The sequence below is a fragment of the Vibrio sp. J383 genome, from assembly GCF_023503985.1.
GTDB classification, from domain to species: Bacteria; Pseudomonadota; Gammaproteobacteria; order Enterobacterales; family Vibrionaceae; genus Vibrio; species Vibrio splendidus.
This window is the reverse complement of the sequence record NZ_CP097294.1, coordinates 1249183-1270004: the sequence shown is the minus strand read 5'-3', so window position 1 is coordinate 1270004 and position 20822 is coordinate 1249183. Positions and strand designations below refer to the sequence as shown.

General features: G+C 44.5%; 18 protein-coding genes and 2 tRNA genes. 7 read left to right on the top strand and 13 right to left on the bottom strand.

The features are described 5' to 3' along the window. Positions 1-2 precede the first annotated feature (2 nt). The 3 genes from M4S28_RS22095 to M4S28_RS22085 all read left to right on the top strand — a co-directional run bounded on the left by M4S28_RS22095 (position 3) and on the right by M4S28_RS22085 (position 3010). Positions 3-812, top strand: a complete 810-nt coding sequence (locus tag M4S28_RS22095) for a transporter substrate-binding domain-containing protein (protein ID WP_012600468.1) — start codon at positions 3-5, stop codon at positions 810-812. 134 nt (positions 813-946) lie between these two features. After that, positions 947-1873 carry an amino acid ABC transporter permease gene (locus M4S28_RS22090; RefSeq protein ID WP_017081503.1) on the top strand — a complete coding sequence of 309 codons (927 nt, stop codon included), beginning with the start codon at positions 947-949 and terminating at the stop codon, positions 1871-1873. 192 nt (positions 1874-2065) lie between these two features. Beyond that, positions 2066-3010, top strand: a complete 945-nt coding sequence (locus M4S28_RS22085) for an ADP-ribosylglycohydrolase family protein (RefSeq protein WP_249632884.1) — start codon at positions 2066-2068, stop codon at positions 3008-3010. Positions 3011-3234: 224 nt separating this feature from the next. On the opposite strand, the gene M4S28_RS22080 is transcribed toward M4S28_RS22085, so the two are convergent. Then, positions 3235-5241 carry a TonB-dependent siderophore receptor gene (locus M4S28_RS22080; protein ID WP_249632883.1) on the bottom strand — a complete coding sequence of 669 codons (2007 nt, stop codon included), beginning with the start codon at positions 5239-5241 and terminating at the stop codon, positions 3235-3237. Positions 5242-5261: 20 nt separating this feature from the next. Here M4S28_RS22080 and M4S28_RS22075 point away from each other — a divergent pair, with 20 nt between their 5' ends. Next, positions 5262-6485, top strand: a complete 1224-nt coding sequence (locus M4S28_RS22075) for a helix-turn-helix domain-containing protein (RefSeq protein WP_249632882.1) — start codon at positions 5262-5264, stop codon at positions 6483-6485. A gap of 336 nt (positions 6486-6821) precedes the next feature. Here M4S28_RS22075 and M4S28_RS22070 read toward each other — a convergent pair whose 3' ends face one another. The 6 genes from M4S28_RS22070 to M4S28_RS22045 all read right to left on the bottom strand — a co-directional run bounded on the left by M4S28_RS22070 (position 6822) and on the right by M4S28_RS22045 (position 10920). Next, positions 6822-7382 (bottom strand): hypothetical protein, encoded by a 561-nt coding sequence (locus M4S28_RS22070; protein ID WP_249632881.1) that lies wholly within the window; start codon positions 7380-7382, stop codon positions 6822-6824. Between the two features lie 214 nt (positions 7383-7596). After that, on the bottom strand, positions 7597-8028 hold the full coding sequence (locus M4S28_RS22065) for a GNAT family N-acetyltransferase (protein WP_249632880.1): 432 nt from the start codon (positions 8026-8028) through the stop codon (positions 7597-7599). Between the two features lie 106 nt (positions 8029-8134). After that, positions 8135-8629: a GNAT family N-acetyltransferase gene (locus tag M4S28_RS22060; protein ID WP_249632879.1), complete on the bottom strand. Its 495-nt coding sequence runs from the start codon at positions 8627-8629 to the stop codon at positions 8135-8137. Positions 8630-8680: 51 nt separating this feature from the next. Then, positions 8681-9103 (bottom strand): N-acetyltransferase, encoded by a 423-nt coding sequence (locus M4S28_RS22055; protein ID WP_249632878.1) that lies wholly within the window; start codon positions 9101-9103, stop codon positions 8681-8683. A 135-nt stretch (positions 9104-9238) separates the two neighbouring features. Next, a complete protein-coding gene (locus tag M4S28_RS22050) occupies positions 9239-9577 on the bottom strand; it encodes a zinc ribbon domain-containing protein YjdM (RefSeq protein WP_249632877.1) in 339 nt (112 codons plus the stop codon). 179 nt (positions 9578-9756) lie between these two features. Next, a complete protein-coding gene (locus M4S28_RS22045) occupies positions 9757-10920 on the bottom strand; it encodes a threonine/serine exporter family protein (RefSeq protein WP_017058966.1) in 1164 nt (387 codons plus the stop codon). A gap of 520 nt (positions 10921-11440) precedes the next feature. Here M4S28_RS22045 and M4S28_RS22040 point away from each other — a divergent pair. The 3 genes from M4S28_RS22040 (at position 11441) to M4S28_RS22030 (ending at position 12211) form a co-directional block, all read left to right on the top strand. Next, positions 11441-11515, top strand: a tRNA-Gly gene (locus M4S28_RS22040). A 38-nt stretch (positions 11516-11553) separates the two neighbouring features. After that, positions 11554-11628, top strand: a tRNA-Gly gene (locus M4S28_RS22035). A 325-nt stretch (positions 11629-11953) separates the two neighbouring features. After that, positions 11954-12211: a hypothetical protein gene (locus tag M4S28_RS22030; protein ID WP_249632876.1), complete on the top strand. Its 258-nt coding sequence runs from the start codon at positions 11954-11956 to the stop codon at positions 12209-12211. Positions 12212-12372: 161 nt separating this feature from the next. Here M4S28_RS22030 and M4S28_RS22025 read toward each other — a convergent pair whose 3' ends face one another. The 6 genes from M4S28_RS22025 to M4S28_RS22000 all read right to left on the bottom strand — a co-directional run bounded on the left by M4S28_RS22025 (position 12373) and on the right by M4S28_RS22000 (position 20675). Beyond that, positions 12373-12858 carry a hypothetical protein gene (locus M4S28_RS22025; RefSeq protein WP_249632875.1) on the bottom strand — a complete coding sequence of 162 codons (486 nt, stop codon included), beginning with the start codon at positions 12856-12858 and terminating at the stop codon, positions 12373-12375. Between the two features lie 112 nt (positions 12859-12970). Then, positions 12971-13558, bottom strand: coding sequence for a copper-resistant cuproprotein CopI (copI, locus tag M4S28_RS22020; RefSeq protein WP_249632874.1), 588 nt, complete (start codon positions 13556-13558; stop codon positions 12971-12973). Positions 13559-13664: 106 nt separating this feature from the next. After that, complete coding sequence (locus M4S28_RS22015) at positions 13665-16808, bottom strand: efflux RND transporter permease subunit (RefSeq protein WP_249632873.1); 3144 nt, start codon at positions 16806-16808, stop codon at positions 13665-13667. Further along, the gene (locus M4S28_RS22010; RefSeq protein ID WP_249632872.1) at positions 16805-18544 is read right to left on the bottom strand and encodes an efflux RND transporter periplasmic adaptor subunit; all 1740 of its coding nucleotides are present in this window, start codon (positions 18542-18544) and stop codon (positions 16805-16807) included. The genes M4S28_RS22015 and M4S28_RS22010 overlap by 4 nt, the downstream gene beginning before the upstream one ends. 3 nt (positions 18545-18547) lie before the next feature. Further along, the gene (locus M4S28_RS22005; protein ID WP_249633759.1) at positions 18548-20026 is read right to left on the bottom strand and encodes a TolC family protein; all 1479 of its coding nucleotides are present in this window, start codon (positions 20024-20026) and stop codon (positions 18548-18550) included. 100 nt (positions 20027-20126) lie between these two features. Next, entirely contained in the window at positions 20127-20675 is a 549-nt protein-coding gene (locus M4S28_RS22000; RefSeq protein WP_249632871.1) for a hypothetical protein, read from the bottom strand. Between the last annotated feature and the right edge of the window lie 147 nt (positions 20676-20822).

The window sequence follows — 20822 nt, the reverse complement described above, 5'->3', positions numbered from 1 at the left end:
GCATGAAGCTATTTAAAACCGCGATTACAGCCCTACTTGCGCTTGCCGTAAGTTTGCCTGCACTTGCTTCTGAAACGCCTAACCTCGATAAAATCAACGAACGTGGCTCACTGCGCGTTGGTATGTCGACATTTGTTCCTTGGGCGATGCGTAACAAACAAGGCGATCTCGTTGGCTTTGAAATCGACGTGGCGAAACGCCTTGCCGAAGATTCTGGTTGGAAAGTCGAATTTGTACCTACGGCATGGGACGGTATTATCCCTTCTCTATTATCGAAGAAGTTTGATGTGATCATCGGCGGTATGTCTATCACTGAAGCTCGAGCTAAAAGCGTATTGTTCACTGAACCTTACTCGCACTCTGGCGTTCAACTGGCGGCTAATAAAGAGCTAGCGGAAGGTTTTACTCAGATCTCTGATTTTGACTCTCGCCGTGTAAAAATTGCAGCACGTCGGGGAGCATTCACAGTTCAAGTCGCTCGTGAAACCTTCCCTAAAGCGAAAGTTCTACAGTTCGATGACGATGCTCAAGCATTCCAAGAAGTGTTGAACGGCAACGCACACGCGGTTATCGCGTCTAGCCCGAAACCAGAACACGAAACGATCAAAAACGCAGACACGCTATTTATTCCATTTGAAGAGCGTCTGTCAAAAGGTAACGAAGCATTTGCAGTTCGCCTAGGTGAAACTGACAAGGCAGAATTCTTCAACGAATGGATCAAAGCACGTACTGAAGACGGTTGGTTGAAAGAGCGTTACGAGTACTGGTTCTCTACTCTAGATTGGCAAGACCAGATTGCTCAAGGTCAGTAATCAGAACTTTTGCTAGTGAATCGAGGCAGTGCGTTGTCTGCACTGCCTTCTCATCGGCAACTTGATTCGCTTTATTGATGATCTAAAACTCAACAAAACAGCCTACTAATTATTATTGTTTAAACAGGAATGACGTGAGTAGTACTAGCGCATTGACAACACCTAAGCCCAACGTTCATATGAAGCCTTGGTATCAACGCCTTAACCTTTTGGATGGCGTGTTACTCGCTGTCATGTGTGTGTTTGCAGGCTGGCTTTATTATCGCTCTGCTGTTGGTATTAACTACCAATGGCGCTGGGAAGATGCGTTTACCCTGATTTTTATTCCGCCTTCTCAAGGCAGTATTCCCTATTTTTTCCAAGGCTTGATCGCAACGCTGCGCTTAAGTTTATGGAGTATGGTGTTAGCACTCTCTTTTGGCACATTGTTAGGTGTGGCAAGACACTCAAAGATCGCTTTCTTCAAAACACCGGCACTGATTTTCATTCAGTTGGTTCGTAATATTCCGCCGCTGGTGTTTGTCTTTATCTTTTACTTCTTTGTTTCTAACCAGCTGATCCCATTGCTTGGTTTAGAAAGCATTTTACGTGAACACAACGGCGAGATTAATGCTGTTCAAGATTTCCTGTTCGGCCCAGCTAACCTTTGGGAAAACTTGGCGTCTGGTGTTATCTGTATTGGCTTGCTCTCTTCTGCTTATATTGCTGAAGTAATTAGAGCTGGCTTAGAAGGTATTCCTAAAGGCCAATGGGAAGCGGCCGATTCACTCGGTCTGTCTGCATTGTCTAAGTATCGATTTGTAGTCGGCCCGCAAGTATTAACGGCTATCACACCGCCATTGGCTGGCCAAGCAATATCTTTGGTTAAAGACACGTCGATTGTGTCTCTGATTTCTATCCAAGAGATGACGTTTGTTGGTACTGAAATGGCAAACTCTTCAGGTTTGATCTTTGAGATCTGGCTCATTGTAGGCTTCGTATATTTTGCTTTGTGCTTTGCGCTTTCACGTCTTTTCAAAGTGATTGAGCAGCGCTCTAGTGCCTATCTCAACCATCAATAACACCACCAATCAAAAATACGAATTCACCAGACTATTCATCGCCCTTATCAATTTCACCTGATTGGTTTAAGCTATTGACCAATCAGGACTTATCCATTCATATTTCTTTTTAGAAACACAGCAAAATGCTCGCCTAATCACTATACTTAACGTATCGAACTACGTTGATTCATCTCAAGGACATCGCTCAACATGGACAATCATAAAGAAAGAGCTTTTTACGCCGTTGTCGGCGCATTGGTTGGAGACGCCGCTTCAATGGGGCTGCACTGGCTGTATGACCAAGAGAGGATCTTACACGTGGCTGGTTTTGAGCCTGAATTTCGCTCACCGAATCGGTTCGATTATCAAGATAAAGGCTACTTTGCGCACCAAGGTAAAACCGCAGGCGAGCAATCGCAATATGGTGCTCAGTTATTGGCGATGGTCGACAGCTTAGTCGACAATCAAAAATACGATGAAGCGAACTATATTCAACATTTCCGCTTCTGGTTTGATTTTGGTGGCAGTTGGCAAGGCTACATTGATAAAGCGACGCGCATGAGCTTGCTGAACATCCATCAATTAGAACTAGAGGACGCCCCGATTACTGCCTGTGGCGCAGACGATACGCAACTTCCCGCAGTCTCAAAGATCATCCCATTGGTGGCGTGTACTTACACCTCTCACACTTTGCCAGCCATGGTAGAAAGTGCGGTACGAGTGACGAACAACAACGACAAAGCCGTAGAATGGGCCCAAGCCATCACTCTACTGATTCAAGCGGCAATTCAAGGCAACTCGCCTCTGCAATCGGTAGAAATGGTGCGACAAACTTGCAGCAGATTTATACACGATCAAATCGATGAAGCATTGGCTGAACCTGAGCTTTCGATTACAGATGCCGCGAAGAAGTTCGGATTGCATTGTGAACTGAGTGCCGCATTTCCCTTGCTGATTCGCATCATTGCGGGGGCCCAGAGCTTTAAACAAGGTATTCGAGACAATATCTTATGTGGCGGTGACAGCTGCGGGCGTGCGATTGTGATTGGCGCTGTATTAGCGGCGTGTTTCTACGAAGAAGATGGCGAAATTCCAACCGAATGGCTAAAACAAGTCGAACTCAATGGCGGTGTGCTGTCTTTGCCTATTGAATGACTCCCACAATAACGAACAAGGCAAAAGCGCCTTTCTTGCTCAAGAGCTCGAAAGGCGCTTTTCTTTTCACTAGCCACCTAAAGTAATCACTTAAAAGAATGACTTAAATGAATGCTTTAAACGACCGACTTAAAGGAATAGCTTCAGTTTTGGTCAATAAACTTTGCGGATCCCTACGACCGCCAGTTTATTGAGCTAACCAACCCTGAGAACTGGAACCTTCTCTAGAACTGATACGCAGCGGAAAGCTTGTAGTTACGACCTGGTTCATAGTCATCCAAGGTAAAGCCTCTTGCTGTACCCGAACGAGAAGCGTGTGAGGTGTATTGCTCATCAAACACGTTATCGATACCAAAGGTGACAGACAATCCATCCACATTTGATGGCACCCACTGAGCATACAGGTTATGAACGTCATAGCTTTCTTTGATCGGCTGACCATCGAATACATTGTCTTCGTCTTTAACAAACATTGAATTCCAACCAAAAATCGTTTCCAACGCTTCAGATTGATAGTCCAGTGTTAGCGTGATACTGTCGCCCATATCAATACTGCGTCCATTGCCACCCGCGACAGCGCCGCCTGTGTCTTTGTTTTTAGTATCTGAACGAGCATAAGAAAGCTTGCTGTTAAACATCTCGTAACCATAAGACAAGCTCGCCTCAAAACCTTTTATCTCGACATCACCTAAGTTATAAATCAAGTAACTCTGGTTTACGGGCTGATACTCTTCGGCAATGTAATCATCGATATTGGTTTGGAATACAGTTAAGTTTGCGCCAATAAAGTGATTATCTAAACGTTTATCGAAGCGCACACCACCTTGGGTGTTCTGCCCTGTTTCAGCCTTAATGTCGTCAGCTAAGAACGCTGCGTCTTGGTAAGCAATAAAGGTCTCCATCAACTCGGGTCCTTTGAACAGCGAACGGGTGCTCGCGAACAGCGTCCAATCTTGGGTCACGTCCCATTGCGTTGCCAACGACCATGTTACGTCGTCAAAGTCATCGTTTCCTGTTTCGGCTTTACGCTGGTAATCATCAAAACGAACACCTGCAGTGATCGAAAAGGCTTGAGTAAAGTAGAACTGGTCTTCAACAAAAAGTGCGGTAGAAATTGCTGACTCATCCATAAACTTACTGCTGCCGTAATAGCTGCTCGATGACTTGTCCATGTAGTCAAAGCCATAAGTCGCGATATTATCAAATGACATCAGGCGATAGTCCGATTGGAACTTAGCATTCAGGCCAAAGTTTTGGTTTTTCGCCGTATTGTTAGATAAGCGGTTCGATGGCCAACGCGGTGCCATAACACTTTCATCACGCTGAATCTCGGTCTCTGTGTTGTACAGAGTGACGTTACCTTGATGACTTTCGCCACGTAGCTCATAACTTGCCGTAATAGTGTCACGGTCATAATCAGTTGGAATCAGGATGTCGCTAGACAAGCCTTCGTTAGCACCACCTGACATATCTGGACGTGGGCTGTAATCACCACTATCACGATACAGATCATAAGAGAGTTCAAAGCGGTGTAAGTCATTCGGTTCAAAACCAATCTTACCGAGAATGTTGTAAACATCGCCTTCTGACCCAAAGGTTTCATTGCCGGCGCCGTCTTCGAAGTTATCACGACTCATGTAATGACTGTAAAGCATCGCATCGACGTTATCTGACAACAAACCATACACAGTGAGTGAACCTTGCTGGCTTGCGTTGGTTGCGTAGCCGCCATAAACACGAGCGCCAAAACTCTCGTCATAACGAAGCAGGTCTTTGGCATCTTTGGTTTCAAACAATACTGAACCGCCTAGTCCATTTTGCGTCACCGAATTGTTACCCACTTGGATATCGGCCGATTTCAAGATGTCAGGATTAAGAGTCAGGTTACCGATATGGTGGAACATATTTGCGTGTTGAGAAGCACCATCCAATCGAATATCTAAGTCAGTTTCACTCAAGCCACGAATAGTAATTCGTTGGTTGACCGAGTGCGTTCCCCCAACATCAACACCAGGGATTTCACGCAGCAGATCTGACATATGGTCAGCTTGCTTGAGTGACATGTCATCGGCAATGATCGATTCAGTGTTGCTTGATACTCTCGTTCCCCACACCACGACTTCATCAAAGTGCGATGTGTTCTCTTCTGCAGTTACAGGGCTGCTAAACGCGCTGGCAATTGCAATACAGAGGGCTGAAAGCTTGATTGTTGAGCTGACGGGGCTTTCCATAAATTCAATCCTAGATGTAAATGATAATAATTCGCAAATATGATAGAGTTGTAATTTATAAATGCACAGATGATTTTCTTATGCAAAAACGCACAGATGTTATGAGGAACGGTCAAATGGGTGAAGTAACATCAAAGCAGACTAAACTTGCCGAAACGGCTGTGGCAAAAGCAAATGTAATAGCCAAAAAATCGACATTAACTAAGAAAATAGCCCTGACCAAAAAACTAGAACAGACGGAAAAGCAGATCATCGTGACGCAAGGCCAAACCAAGCAAACATCACTTGCTGAGGGGAAATTCCTTTCTTACCAATACAATGACCAGATTTTTGTACATGGCGGTCGTTGTGTTGAATTGGTCGACAGCAACATCGTATCGACCGCCCACTCCGCCATCCTGATTACGATTCTTCTTGAGGGAAAGCTCACCTTTGGTTACGACGATCTCGAGTTCGATCTCGATGCCAACTCTGGCCCACAAGGTGTGGTGGTTAACCTTGCCAAGCCTGCCAACTTTAGGCGATCTTTAATCCAAGGTAATAAAATAAATAAGATCAACATCTTGGTTAAGCCGCAATGGGTCGAGCCTCGTTTAAGTGACCACTGTTCTAGCAAATCATTCCTCGATTCACATAAGGCGTTTTACAACGTAAAGATTAACGCTGACATCATTCAACTCACGAACGCACTTACCAGCCAAGCGACACCAACCAACTTCCAAGACAAGCTTGTCGTAGAGACGCTGACCCAGCAGTTACTTGCTCAAACCCTGTCGCAGATGCCGATTCAATGTTGTCATCAATGCACTTCCGACGATAGCCACACAAATACAGAGAGCACAGATCCAGTCATCGCCTCACACAATACAAACTCGAGTGTAAACCTTGATATGGCCAGTACATCAAAGAGTTTCGATGCCAAGATTGAAGACATCATCAGCTACATTGAAATCAACCTAGATCAACAACTCAGCCTTGAAAGCATCGCGAGTAAGTTCTCGATGAGCATTTCCAATCTTCAGCGTCGATTTAAGCAATCTTACAACCTGACTATTAACGGCTATATCCGGTACCGACGTCTGGATATCGCGCGCCAACACTTAGAGCGTGGCTTGGTTTCAATAACCGAAGCGGCCTATGAAGCGGGTTATCAGCACCCTTCTAACTTCACCAGCGCCTTTAAGAAAACTTTTGGTGTTCCGCCCCATGAACTTGCTAAAAGCTCCGTCGCAAGAAACCGTTAGTTACTGAAACCAGTAAGATTAATAATTCCGAGTCAAAATTTGGAAGTGAATGTCGATAACTCTGATTCTAGCGATGCTACAAATAGATTTTGGGGTTGTATCGTCGCAAGATTTTTACTTCGAAGATATTACAGGCAAACAATTAGGAGCCAAAGAAAAGGCTTAATGAAGATTGCAGATCTGTGGTAGTAACATTCGGGCATTACTGACTATCAAATTTAAATAGCCCCTAAAAACTAATAAGCTCAATGACACAGTGTACCATTGAGTTTATTTACAATTTCCAGCAAAGTTAACCAGTTTTATGGCAGCTAGTACTTTGGAGCCAACGAACGATTAGAGCTGCTGGCTCTTAGGAGTTTCTATATTCCACTCTTCACCGATAGTATCTGATACCGCAAGCAGACCCTCAAGGTAAATGGAAACTTCTTCACTTGATTCAACTGTGAAATAAAAGTCCTTCTCAGTTTCCTGAGCAGCAAAGATTAGGTCATCAGTTAAAGTCAATGTGTTGGGTTTAACCGTGTACTCACTCGACATTTCGATAGAGTGGTAACGTTTATATCCGTCTACAGCGATCCCTCTTGGAACATTGCAGCGTGCTTCTTTAACAACGTAACTACCTGGCTTGATATTATCAAACAATACGTACTCTAGATCTTCGTAGACTGTCATTCTCAACGTCTCTGGTTCTTGAGCGAGTTCGTCACCAATCTTTTCGTACATTAGAATCGAAAAAGTATCACACGGATAAGCACTACCAACCTTAATGATCTTCGTAGTAATACCAATAGCTCCATCTCCATGAGGAGCAGATAGAGTATTCGACGCATTATGAGGTAACGTCATACAACCCGTTAAGCTAGCTACCAAAGCCATTGGCAGAAGATGTTTCATATAAAGCCTTTATTCTTATCAATATAATTATTCGGCGACCCTATCATTAAAAATCCAGACCGAAAACACAGATTGATAAAATATTGATATGGTTAGCATTATTTTATAATTCAGCTGACAGTTCTCTATTTATACGTCCTCTGTTGGCAAGATTAAGGCAACTATCTGATGGAGATACAGGCTAAAAGAATGAGTTCATCTCAATTATTACTAACTATTCACGCCACATATAGACAAACTGATCGTTTTGCGAGGTGATTTCGAAGCCAAACCTTAAATACAATTCCCCAACTCGATTACCTTGTAAATAACACAACTCCACAGGCTTATTGAGTTTGGCTGCTTGAGCTAAGCAATCCGTTAAAACTTGGCTGCCAATACCTTTGCCATGATATTCAGGCAGTAGGAAGAATCGGCAAAAATAGAAGTGATCCTCTTTGTCTTGCAACAACACACTACCAATCGCTTTACCTTGATATTCAATGATTTCAGGCCGTTCTTCTACCCACTCTTCGGCGTGTATATCTCTTTGAATCTGCTCATCCCAGCCAAAAACAGCTTTGATTGGCTCAAATTCAGCCGCCTTTTTTAGCTCGAACAGAAATTCATAATCTGATGACTGAGCGGGTCTTGTCGAATACTTCAAAATATCTCCAACAATAATCAATGAATCAGAATCTACAGTGGCTTAATTTCCCAAAAGATCGCTCACGACAAGTAAGTGAGAATGAGGAAGTGCCATGCTTCAGTGTTCATTTAGGGTTTAGTTGATAGCGTAGAACTTCGTGTTTATCTTGCTCTGAGTAAAAGGCATTTAAGAACTGCCCACCACACTTCTCAATCACTTTTTGCGAAGCAATATTGCGGTACTCACAGGTAATAATAGCGTTTTCGGTCAGTACGTGACGTTGAACCCAAGACAACATATGACTTGCGATACCTTGCCCTCTCGCTTGTGGCAAAGTCTCGTAGCCTATATGGCCGATAACGTCATGAATGTATTCACTGGTGCCATGACGAACTCTTATGACACCAAGGATTTGACCAGAGTCGATACAAAAATACGTAGAAGCAGGCGTCCAACCTTCTGGCAGTTCCTCACCTTTTGAATAAGCGACTCGCCTTTCTAAGTAAGCATCACTGCCATCGGTAATACCGGTATAGATTTCAAGTCCATCATCGATACAAGCGTTTACATAATGGTGGAACGCAGTCGAGTGCTCCATGTCGGCTTTGACTATATCCATATAAATTCTATTCCTGCCTAATATTCGTCTGACTATTCACGAAGCCCAACGCTAGGCTAAATGCATGGTGTACTCTTGGTGCCCTGTGTGCTCGTCGGCTTGTTCACTTACGATCTTAAAGCCTTGAGAAAGGTAGAACTGAATGGTCGCTTGATTCTCTTTGTACACATTCAAAGACAAGTTCGGGCATTCAAGCTTGGCGTGATGAATAAGCTGCTTACCAATACCACTCCCTTGATGTTCTGTAATGACAAAGATCGCGGCCAGTATCCCTTCATAAAGCGAATAAAACCCGCGAACCTCACCGTCTACTTGATACACGTAAGTTGTTGATGCAGGAATATATAGGTCACGCATATTAGCCACTTGCGACTCCCAAAACTCAGGAGCCACAAATTCATGGGCCTTTATCGAGGCGGTTAACCAAATATCTAAAACGGCTTCAATATCGGCTGGGTTGTACTCTCTAATCATCTTAATTCTCAGGCAATTAATGTTGTTTAATATGCGAACCAGTATGCCAAGAAGCGACTTAAACTTATTGAAGATTTACGACAATGTCCCAGTCAGAATTATTGAACAGCGATGATAGATCAATACCATTGGCCTCTATTGCTTCTTAACGTACTTCGCTGTAACCAGCATTTCACCGCCACCATCCAGCTTGCAATCTAACTGGTGAGCTTTGCCTTCATTAATTCGTCTGATTACCGCTTTAGTGCCGATTTTCAGTACAGAAGAACTGCCTTTAATTTTTAGGTCTTTAATGAAGGTAACTTTATCGCCACTTTCCAATACAACGCCATTCACGTCCTTAACACGCGCGGCTTCTCTTTCTAAACGCTCTTCTTCTGGGTTCCACTCATAGGCACACTCAGGGCAGATTAGGTTGTTTTGGTCTGGGTAGACATATTCAGATTGGCATTGCGGACAAGGAGGTAAAGACATACGTTAATACTTCATTTAAATAGAATTTGTCCCCATTTTAATGACTCTTGTTAGGCTTAGCGAGCACAAATCGAACCAATTTTCGGTAGCGTAATTTAACGTAGAAAAGAACAGCACCTAAAACGAACAAACACAGCCGCTAAGCTGTGTTTGTTTAAAGGTTTGAGAAGCGGAACGGATTAACGTTCGACTTTTGGCGAGTAAATCGAGTAAGCGGTGATTTGCCCTGCCACGATTGCAGAGAACATGAATAACGCCGACAAACCAATACTTGGAATAGGCAAAATCGATTGTTCAAACACAGACTGACTGGCACTCACTAATACTCGGCTACCCGGAACCAAAATGATAATCCCTTGCACGATATAAATAGAGCCAGTGAGCTCCATCTTCTTGGCAATCCAAGTTCCGTACAAAGTAATAAGAACCGTGGTTACCCAAGTACCCACAACCCAACCACTATCAAAACCGAGGTAGAACGGCCCCCACATGCCAAGAACCGCAACTGGCAAGCCAAGTAAAATGTCTTTAGGTCGCGCATTAAACATCACACCGATAGACACGGAGATTAGCACCAAGCCAGATATGTGCATCCACATCGGAACCGCATTGGTATAATCGATGGAGACCGCTTGTCCCCATATCGCTTCACCGATGTTGAGCCCCATGATAATCCCGACAAACAGCTTAATCAGCGTTAAGGCGCTCTGCCCTAGCAAACTGGTACCAGAAACCAAGTCATTAAACGCCAAACATTCTAATGCGTTGGCTATGGATAACCCGGGGACAAACAAGACTATCGAAGCAATACACAGCGCCCACACTGGGATCGGCAAACCTGTACTTGCCAAAAACGCCACGAAGATACCCGTTAACAATGCCGAGATGAACTCAACCGCGATAGCACGACGTGAATGAAGAACTTGCTGGCATACCCAAACCATCAAACCCAGTAACGCAGAAAAGCCAACCGCTTCCAACGTACTGCCTACTAGCATCAAATACGCAGGCGGAATACCCATGTTGGCAAGTGCAGTCACAAATTTAGAATAACCGACAGGCTCTGGTACGGGCTCACTGCTCGGTTGGTTAATACGAATGATCGTATTGGCCAACAAACTCAGGTTAATTGAAGCAGGCTTTAGACGCTTAAGAATCACAGCGTTGTTATCGTCTGGAAACTGATAATTGATCGCGGTTGGCGTTGCTTGGATCATCACATCCACACCATGCTTTTTAGCATAATATTGTGTATATTTTTCAAGCTTATACGGAGCGCAACCACTGCGGTGAAGAGTATCACCAATTTCAACAATTTTGTTAATTCGGAACTGAGAAGGCATGGGTATTTTAGCGGAGACAAAATGTGCGGCAAATGTACCAAACGATAGACGGAATGACGAGACTTTTGCGCGAATTATCAACTGAACTCGTTACTTTTTTCTGCAAAGGCTTAGAAGTCTCTATAACTCTACTCATTTGGGATTAGTTTACTGAATAATACGAATCCTTCGTAAGTTAAATCTATGCATCCCTATTGTTATCGATTTACTTGGATAGTCGGCTTAGATCACGATTGTATTAACACGTACAGTCGTAGGTTTTGCTTACGTTTGTAGGGTAATAGCACTCTGTATTCGTATATAAATTCACCCGACGTATCTCTCCAAAAATAATAAATCAAATGCTACTTTGAATCGTGAGCTTAACGAGAGTTTAGTCACATTTTATTCACTCTCAAAACGCCAGATATGATTGAAAAACTAGCGGAGTGGTGGTTATGCGAGCACTTAGAATAAAAATGAAAGAAAAAGGTTTCGTTTTCAGTTAGATGTGGCATTATCAAACTCGTTAAGACGATGTGCGTACATCGTATAATGGCTATTACCTCAGCCTTCCAAGCTGATGATGCGGGTTCGATTCCCGCTGTACGCTCCAGTCTTATCGATGCCTCAGTCTTACTCTTAAGACAGTGTGCGTGCATCGTATAATGGCTATTACCTCAGCCTTCCAAGCTGATGATGCGGGTTCGATTCCCGCTGCACGCTCCAACTTTCTCTTACGCTCCATGACGTGCTTTCTTCCAGCAATACCCTATTCAAAAACTTTCTCCGTTTGCTAAATCCATAGTCATTAAATCTATACTGATTAAACTTATTTTGTTTAAGCTTGGATTGACGAATCAACGCTAATTGATCACCCAAAGCTATTAACTCCTTAAATCGCTTCGTATTTCTGACACCTATCCAAATCACACATTGCAGTTCAGCTTTTAATGATTTTCAAAATTGTTCCAATTTAATAATCTTGGTCAATATCCGAAAAAACAGTTATGTTAATGTGCGCGCATTAGCAACAACCCATAAATAATAAAAAATGTTTAAAAACAATGAGTTAACAATTAACATCGAAGCAATTAATGTCGCTCTAGCAAAAGTTGAGAATGCCAATAAAGTTCAGCTAGATACATTGAAAGGTTATGTGAACAGCGAGCCTGAACAGGCTGTACTGGCTTTTCGATCGCTGAATGAAGCAGAATCAATCGACGACAAGTTTAGAAAGATCATGGCAGAACTGCCGCACCTAAGCGGTGAAGCACACCACCTGCTTGAAACTTCTATCTTGCTACAGTGATTCTAGCTACAGATAAGCCTCAGCCAATACAAGTTAGTTCATGTATTCCTGGACAGGTTGAGACTTATCTTTAACTGGTCACAGCGTTTAACCAATGACTTACCCGTTACACAAAGCTGTACTGATAGGTTGAAATGAATTGGTGATGTAAGACCCTCGCATTACTCCCAGAAGTTCCACCACTTTTTGCTGTTTTCTTCACGCTGCTGTTGGCCTTTTTCTGACCCTTTTCCTTCTTCTTTACGCTCTTGTTCCGCTTTCTTGTCTTTCTGCTTTTCTAATCCCGACTTTTCTTCGTCATTGTCCATATCATCTTCAAGCTTTTCTTTCTTATCTTTGAGCTTCTCTTTACTCTCTTCGAGGGCTTCTTTCTCGTCTTCCAAATCGTCGAGTTCTTTATCTAGTTTCTGCTTATCTTTTTTGTTCTTACTTTTTTTCGCTTTCTTCTTTTTCTCTTCGATCATTGAATCAAGCTGCTTCTCACGATCATCAATTTCGCCTTCAACTTTTTTAGCCTCAGCGAACGTTTTTACTTCTTCTAAATCGGGCTTACCTTTACCAGCCCACTCAGGTTTAGCAGCAATGCTGTGGGTCGACCACGTTATCAAAGCACCCGTTACTGCAAGTACTAGAACTGTCTTATTCATCCTTAAACTCCTATTCCTATAGTCTTTTAAAGTTAATACCTAAATAGCACTAAAACAAGGTAGCCATACCTAGCACTCATCCCTTTGAACTATATATGGCTTGTGTATCACCTTATAGCGTTAATGCTTTGACCATTCCCGCTTCAGCGTGACCAGGAATATTGCACGCGAACTCTACGTTGTTATCACCATGGAAATGCCACAGTAATTGCTTCGCTTTACCCGGCTTAACCGTGACGGTGCTGCCCGAGTCATGAGCGTGATTACCCATGTTTTTCATCATTTCACGGTGCTCTAATTGCTCTGAAGCAGAACCAATCGAGAATTCGTGATCAATCTTGCCTGTGTTCATCACAACGAACTGCACCACGTCGTTCGGCTCAATATCAACCTTGTTCTTAAATGTGATTTTCATATCGTCACTTAGCAGAACATGAACCACTTTATCTGGCTTTGCGCCTGTCGCAGGCATACCCACTTCAGACATGCCTTCCATATTCATCATATTTGAGTGGTCCATCTTTCCATCCTTCATCATGCTGTGATCCATTTTAGAATGGTCCATCTCTCCATTTTTCTTCATTGAGTGGTCCATGCCTGAATGATCCATACTTGAATGGTCAACAGCTGAATTGTCCATTTCAGCAAAAGCCGTTGCAGTAGTTAACGTCAGTGCAATCGCAATAAGTGTCTTTTTCATGATCGTTCCTTAGATTAATTCAGTTTTTTCTTTGTTAGTTTCACATGTTCATGTGGTACGCCCTTACCCACTCTGTTTTGGTAAGTAAGGACTAATAATCAATACGTTATTTGTCTGTCTCGTTTTGGCTGTGCGTAATCTCACGCTGTTTCCAGAGCTTAAAGATTGCAGGCAACACCAGTAGGGTAAGCAACAGTGCAGACGCCATTCCGCCTATCATCGGTGCGGCAATTCGCTGCATCACTTCAGAGCCCGTTCCCTCGCCATACATAATTGGAATGAGGCCAATAATCACAGTAAGTACCGTCATCATCACTGGGCGAACACGCAGCCCTGCGCCCTCACGAATCGCATCCGTTAAGTCTTCACTCTGAAGTGCTTGCTGGTTCTGCTCCGCATCCAATTTTTTGTAGTGCCAAGCTTGGTTTAGGTAGACCAACATGATCACACCTATCTCAACAGCTACCCCGGCAAGGGCGATAAAGCCAACCCCCACCGCAATGGAGAAGTTGTAATTGAGGACATGCATCAGCCATAGGCCGCCAACCATCGCGAGTGGCAATGTCAGCATGATCATCATCACCTCACCGACACGGCGGAAGCTTAGATAGAGCAACAACATGATGATGGCGATGGTGATTGGCACAACGACACTTAAACGTTCTTTGGCGCGTTCCATGTATTCGTATTGACCAGACCATGCCAGTGAATATCCGGCAGGCAAGACGATTTGATCGGTGACGACTTTTTGCGCCTCTGCCACGTAAGAACCAAGGTCGCGCCCTTCGATATCAACGAACACCCAACCATTAGGACGCGCGTTCTCCGTTTTAATCATCGGAGGGCCATCTTCATAACGAATATCAGCTACGTCCGATAGAGCGATACGAGCTCCGTTTGGTGTGACTAACGGTAGGTTCTGCAACTTAACGACAGAATCACGATAGCTTTGTGGATAACGAACATTGATTGGATAACGCTCTAGCCCCTCAACGGTTTCGCCCACGTTCATGCCACCAACCGCAGTCGAGATAACCTGTTGCACTTCTTTAATGCTCAAGCCATATCGCGCAGCAGAACGACGTTTGATATCTATCGTGACATAACGACCACCAGCCACACGTTCGGCATACACAGAAGCCGTACCGCTAACACCATTTAAGATAGGTTCCAGCTGAGAACCAATATCTTCAATCACGCTCAGATCCGGGCCTGCGATTTTGATACCGATTGGGGTTTTAATGCCGGTCGCTAACATGTCGATACGGGTTTTGATTGGCATGACCCAAGCGTTGGTTAAACCGGGGAACTGAATCAGATCATCAAACTCTTTACGCAGCGACTCCGTAGTGACACCGTCACGCCATTCATCTCGTGGTTTAAGCTGAATCACGGTTTCAATCATGGTCAGTGGCGCAGGATCGGTTGCCGTCTCTGCTCGACCAATTTTTCCCCACGTGGTTTCAACTTCTGGAATGGTTTTGATGAGCTTATTAGTTTGTTGCAGCAACTCACGAGCCTTACCTATTGAGATGCCCGGATACGTGGTTGGCATGTACATCAAATCCCCTTCGTCCAAAGGAGGAATGAATTCACTACCAAGCTTACTGGTTGGGTAATAAGCAGACGCCATTAAGCCAAGTGCGATAACAATCATCGCCTTTGGATATTTTAGGCTGAGGTTTAGAAGCGGTTTGTACATCGCCACTAGGCTACGGTTTACTGGGTTTTTATGTTCAGGTAGCACGTTACCGCGAATGAAATACCCCATTAACACAGGCACAAGCGTGATTGCCAAACCGGCTGCTGCGGCCATCGCATACGTCTTGGTAAACGCAAGTGGTGAGAACATCTTGCCTTCTTGCCCTTCTAGAGCGAACACAGGCACAAAGCTCAAGGTAATGATAATCAGAGAGAAGAACAGCGGTGCGCCAACTTCTTCTGCAGCCTTACCAATCACTTGCCAACGGTTTTTATCAGTGAGCGGAGTCCGTTCAATGTGTTTATGAACGTTCTCGATCATCACTATGGCACCATCCACCATAGCACCAATCGCAATCGCTATTCCGCCAAGAGACATGATATTGGCGTTAATACCCTGCCAATGCATCACAATGAATGCACCCAAGATACCGACAGGTAAACTTAGCGCGATAACCAACGATGAACGGATATGGAACAGGAACAGCGCACACACGATCGCAACCACGATGAACTCTTCAGCCAGCTTCTTCCAAAGGTTTTCAACGGCTGAATCAATCAAAGTCGAACGGTCGTAAGTCGCGACAATCTCGACACCATCAGGTAGGCCCGCTTGCAGTTCAGCGAGTTTGGATTTAACCGAGTCGATCACTTCACTGGCATTTTCACCAAAGCGCATCACGATAACGCCACCAACGGCTTCACCTTCACCATTCAGCTCAGAAATACCACGACGCATTTGTGGTCCAAGGTTAATATCGGCAATGTCACCTAATAGCAGCGGAGTACCTTTGTCGGTCACTTTTAGCGGTAGAGATTGAATGTCTTCGATGCTTGTGAGGTAACCCGTCGTACGAACCATGTGCTCGGCTTCCGCAATCTCAACAACAGACGCCCCTGTTTCTTGATTACCATCTTGGATTGCCTTGTTGACCTGTTGAAGCGTTAGGTCATAAGCACGTAGCTTGGCCGGATCTATCTGTACTTGATACTGCTTCACCATGCCACCGACAGTCGCGACTTCAGACACACCCTCAACGGTTTGCAGTTCATACTTCAAGAACCAGTCTTGCAGACTTCGAAGATCCGCTAAGTCGTGCTTACCGGTTTTATCTTGCAGTACATAACTGTAAACCCAACCCACACCGGTTGCATCAGGCCCTAATGTTGGTTTAGCACTTGATGGCAAGTTAGGCGCAACTTGGCTTAAGTATTCCAACACGCGAGAACGTGCCCAGTACATATCAGTATCATCATTGAAGATGATATAGACATACGAATCGCCAAAGAACGAGTAGCCCCGAACCGTTTCAGCTCCCGGCACCGCTAACATGGCGGTGGTTAATGGATAAGTCACCTGATCCTCGACCACTTGTGGTGCTTGACCCGGATAACTGGTTTTGATGATCACCTGAACGTCTGACAAATCAGGAATGGCATCAACAGGTGTATTTTTAACACTGTATAAGCCACCAAATACGATGGCGACCGTGGCAACCAGAACCAAAAATCGGTTACTGATGGACCAACGAATGATTGCATTGATCATAATGTGCCCTCACCCGTGCTATTCGTCGGTTCGAGAGATTTGAGCACATAATCAGAACCTTGCTTCGCCACTAGAAACCGAATGTTTTGACCCTCGGTAAACTCGGATAAATCAAGGTCATCACTTACTTGGAAGTTCATCTCACCCGCCTTCCAATCCCAGTCAGACACTGGCTTGTGATTTACCGTGATCATTCCGAAGTCTGCCATCAGCATGGTGATATCTCCCTTTACCCACACTTCGCCCGCCATTTGATGATCGCTTACCCTGTAATCAACAACCTCGTACTGCCCTGACTCTGTCTTTCTCATCTCGAAGTCAATCGCCTTACCACGTTGCACGTCACTCATGTCCAAGCCTTCCGCAAAGGTAAAATTCATCACCATGCCCGGCCAATCCCATTCTGGAACAGGCTGATGGTTAATCATCACCATGCGGCTGCCTTGCATCACATCGGAAATTTCACCGTTCGCCCACACCGTTTCAGCTTCTTCTTCAACACCATTAATGCGTGAAAGATCAGCCGATTGACTCGATTCAGAATCCAACATGAAGTGTGCAGAAGTGACAATGTCCTCACCTTGCAGCAACCCTTGAATCACCTCTATTTTTTCGCTGGCTTCACGACCAACCTCAATACGCGCTGAACGGTATTTGCCAGCACCCTCAGACAGCACAACTCGTGTCATGCCACCTGAATGAATCACCGACGATCTTGGGATAGTAAGAACAGATTCATCACTGATCGGTTTCAGTGCAATATTGGCGAACATGTTCGGCTTAAGCTCGCCATGCGGGTTAGAGAACTTCAAACGAACGCGCAAGGTTCGAGTTTTCGGGTCCAGAATTGGGTAGACATAATCTACGTTGCCCTGCCACTCCTTACCGGGAATCGCATCCAGTGTCATTTCGGCATTGCTGCCTGATGAGATCCAGTGTGCTTGGCGTTCAAAGACTTCAGCATCAACCCACACTTCATTTAGAGGCCCTGCACTGATGACCGCTTGAGCAGGCGAAAGGTAACCACCCTCTCGAATATTCAGGCTAGCGATGACACCATCCGCAGGCGCTTTGATTTCGATGGTTTGCGAGGCTTTCCCTTTACGAGCGATGGATCGTATCTGCGCTTTATCTACACCTAGGGTGACCAAGCGTTCAGTAGAGCCCTTGACCAATCCTTTACGACCCGTTTTATAAGCACTCAGTAACTCTTCTTGTGCCTTTACAAATTCTGGCGAGTAAAGCGTGAACAGTACATCACCTTTATTCACTTTCTCCCCGACAGCATTGATATAAAGCTTCTCAACCCAGCCAGCTGCTCTTACGTTGGTTTGCCACAATGTACTTTCATCGAACGCCACATAACCCACGGTTTCAATCCGAGGAGACAGCGCTTCGAAGTTAACTTTCGCTGTTTTGACACCGAGATTATTTTCTACCGACGAATCAATGAACACGGTACCGGGCTCATCTTTAGCACCATTTGAGTCATCCGCATAAACAGGGATTAAATCCATCCCCATAGGTGACTGACCCGGCTTGTCTCGCTGATAATTTGGGTCCATAGGCGCAACCCAATACAGAGGTTCATTGCTTTCGTCAGCTTTGGATTCCGCTCCCTCCATGCCTGTCATCGCTGACATGTTATGTGCTGACCCAATGACGAAGTGATTCACACCAAAACCCAATGCACCACCGACCAACAAAGCGATAGTCGCTACTTTTACTGTATTCATTGTCTATTCCTTTATTGATTGGCTGTTGTTTTGAGTTGCGCTTGTGTTGAGTTGCAGTTCATTAACTTGATAGTCAAAGCCACTGACCAGCGATGCCAGTTTGCTATTTACGATGTTGAGATCAGTAGTTAAGCGTTGTTGTTCAAGCTGGAGTGCCAGTTCATCCGCTGTCGCTGCAATAACATCGTTAAACTGTGCAGTGTTGTTTTGATAACCTCTTTCCACCGCACTAATTCGTGCGGATGTCTGAGGTAACAAGGTGCTTTGATAGCGTTCTAAACGCTGGGTGAGGTTCGCCTTATCAACCAATAACGCATTCACTTGCGCGTTCATTTGGGAAAGTAAGGTGTCTTTTTGGGATTTTGCTGCGCCGACTTGGTACTGAGCCGCAGACAAATTCTTGTCTTGTCGGTTCCCCGTAAACAGAGGGATATCGACTGTTAGATAAGCGCTGACAAGATCAGAGGCCGGTTCTCCAGCCATGTTGTTCGCTTGTCGATGGGCATACATTACTTCGACACCAAACTGAGGTGTATACGCTTGCTCGGCTAACTCAACTTGAGTTTGATTGGATGAGATAGTCGCATCTGTGATTTTAACGAGCGGATGCTCCATCAACAGTTGATAATGCTTGGTTGAATCGCGGTTAGTCGCCAGCTTGCTCTCTAATAACGACCAATCAATTTGATTAGTCGCATGAAGCCTCCCCTGAGGTTCTAGAGTCTGAGGATCCACAGCCTGAGAGTTAATAGCTTGAGATCCTAACCAGTCAGAACCAAGCCACTCAGACAGTTGAGAGATTAAACGGCGTTGAACTTGTTGGTTGGCTTGCAGTTTCTCATCAAGTTTACTGACTTGAAGTTGAGCATTGAGTAAGTCTTGAGCCTCACTTTTACCAATCGAGTAATTGGTCTGCACATAGTTTTCTAGCTCAACCAATAAGCGTCGATTCTCATTGATGATGCTTTCTGCAACTTGTTGGTAACCCAATTCAACCCAAAGCTGCGTCATGCTATTTGCGATGGTCAGTTCGCGAGCCTGCACTTGAAGAGCCAAACCATCCGCTTGCTGCCCCGCTTTTTTCTGCTGTAGATCCAGCGTATCGCCACGTTCAAATTGCTGCATCAGACCAACCGAAATATTGGTCATTGGGTCTTCATCAAACTGGAAGCTATCGACTGGCAGACCACCAAATCCGACTTTTAGTTTCGGATCCATCAAGGTTGCGCTGGCAATACCGGTTTCTCGCATCGCTTGTGACTGAGCAAAGTATTGCTTGCGGTTACCGTCTTGGCTTAAGGCTATCTCGATCAGTGTATTGAGTTGCTGTGACGAACTTTGTTGACCGTATCTTAAACTTTGCTGAACGGCAGAAGTTGATTCAGTCGTAGCAAACGCAGCGCTTGAAAGCAAAGTGAGAGGTAATGCAGCAGCGACCACGACACTCGCGTTTATTCCAAACACGGAGATTGTTGGTTTTATATTCACAATGAATGTCCATATCTAGCGTTAAATAACGCATATAAAAGATTGACGTATCAGGTTTAATTCCCCTGATATCGCTATGTTTTTAGATATAGATTTATGCGGTGGGTGGGCGTAGCAAAGCTTGAGCGCGTGCGACTTTTTGGCCAATAGTGACCGATTGAAAACGAGCTAATGAAAAGGAAAATTGATTGACGGCTTGAACAGCCTGAATTGGATAGGAAGCAGTAGAACAAACAGAGATACAACAGTTATGAATAAAATCCGAACCGCCTAGGCAGTGCGTACCCATCATATTGTCATCATGAGAGCTCATTGAAAAAGAATGTGCAGTTGTTACTTCATCATCAGAAACGGTCATTTCAGTATGACCCTGCTGACTGGAATGATGAGACATAGTGGCATGTGTAGCATGCTCACCAGCTGCATCGCCAGTTACTACGCTAATGTCGCAACCCGTTGTCATGTTAGACAGATCTGATACCGCATTCGATGATTCACTAAGATGGCAATCTGACTGGGGTGAGCCCATCTGAGCCATCATTACATCGGCCATCAGAGCCGATGAACTTGAGGCATAGCTCGACACCAACATCGCGAAGATGCTGAAAACAGTAATCCAAGTTGTTCGGAGTGTGTTTGTCATAGCTAACCTTTAAATTTATGGGGCAACTATAAAGGTTCCCCTTAGGGTAAGGTCAATATAATTCTTTGTACATTTGTATGATAGACCAGAAAAGGTTCAATTACCTTTTTGCATTAAATTGAGAGAATTGTTTGATTTAAGGCAATT

Bases quoted from the DNA above. Each gene is read 5' to 3' on its own strand.
- M4S28_RS22095 (WP_012600468.1), top strand. From the start codon at position 3: ATGAAGCTATTTAAAACCGCGATTACAGCCCTACTTGCGCTTGCCGTA.
- M4S28_RS22085 (WP_249632884.1), top strand. From the start codon at position 2,066: ATGGACAATCATAAAGAAAGAGCTTTTTACGCCGTTGTCGGCGCATTG.
- M4S28_RS22080 (WP_249632883.1), bottom strand. From the start codon at position 5,241: ATGGAAAGCCCCGTCAGCTCAACAATCAAGCTTTCAGCCCTCTGTATT.
- M4S28_RS22075 (WP_249632882.1), top strand. From the start codon at position 5,262: ATGATAATAATTCGCAAATATGATAGAGTTGTAATTTATAAATGCACA.
- M4S28_RS22070 (WP_249632881.1), bottom strand. From the start codon at position 7,382: ATGAAACATCTTCTGCCAATGGCTTTGGTAGCTAGCTTAACGGGTTGT.
- M4S28_RS22060 (WP_249632879.1), bottom strand. From the start codon at position 8,629: ATGGATATAGTCAAAGCCGACATGGAGCACTCGACTGCGTTCCACCAT.
- M4S28_RS22055 (WP_249632878.1), bottom strand. From the start codon at position 9,103: ATGATTAGAGAGTACAACCCAGCCGATATTGAAGCCGTTTTAGATATT.
- M4S28_RS22050 (WP_249632877.1), bottom strand. From the start codon at position 9,577: ATGTCTTTACCTCCTTGTCCGCAATGCCAATCTGAATATGTCTACCCA.
- M4S28_RS22045 (WP_017058966.1), bottom strand. From the start codon at position 10,920: ATGCCTTCTCAGTTCCGAATTAACAAAATTGTTGAAATTGGTGATACT.
- M4S28_RS22030 (WP_249632876.1), top strand. From the start codon at position 11,954: ATGTTTAAAAACAATGAGTTAACAATTAACATCGAAGCAATTAATGTC.
- M4S28_RS22025 (WP_249632875.1), bottom strand. From the start codon at position 12,858: ATGAATAAGACAGTTCTAGTACTTGCAGTAACGGGTGCTTTGATAACG.
- copI (WP_249632874.1), bottom strand. From the start codon at position 13,558: ATGAAAAAGACACTTATTGCGATTGCACTGACGTTAACTACTGCAACG.
- M4S28_RS22015 (WP_249632873.1), bottom strand. From the start codon at position 16,808: ATGATCAATGCAATCATTCGTTGGTCCATCAGTAACCGATTTTTGGTT.
- M4S28_RS22010 (WP_249632872.1), bottom strand. From the start codon at position 18,544: ATGAATACAGTAAAAGTAGCGACTATCGCTTTGTTGGTCGGTGGTGCA.
- M4S28_RS22000 (WP_249632871.1), bottom strand. From the start codon at position 20,675: ATGACAAACACACTCCGAACAACTTGGATTACTGTTTTCAGCATCTTC.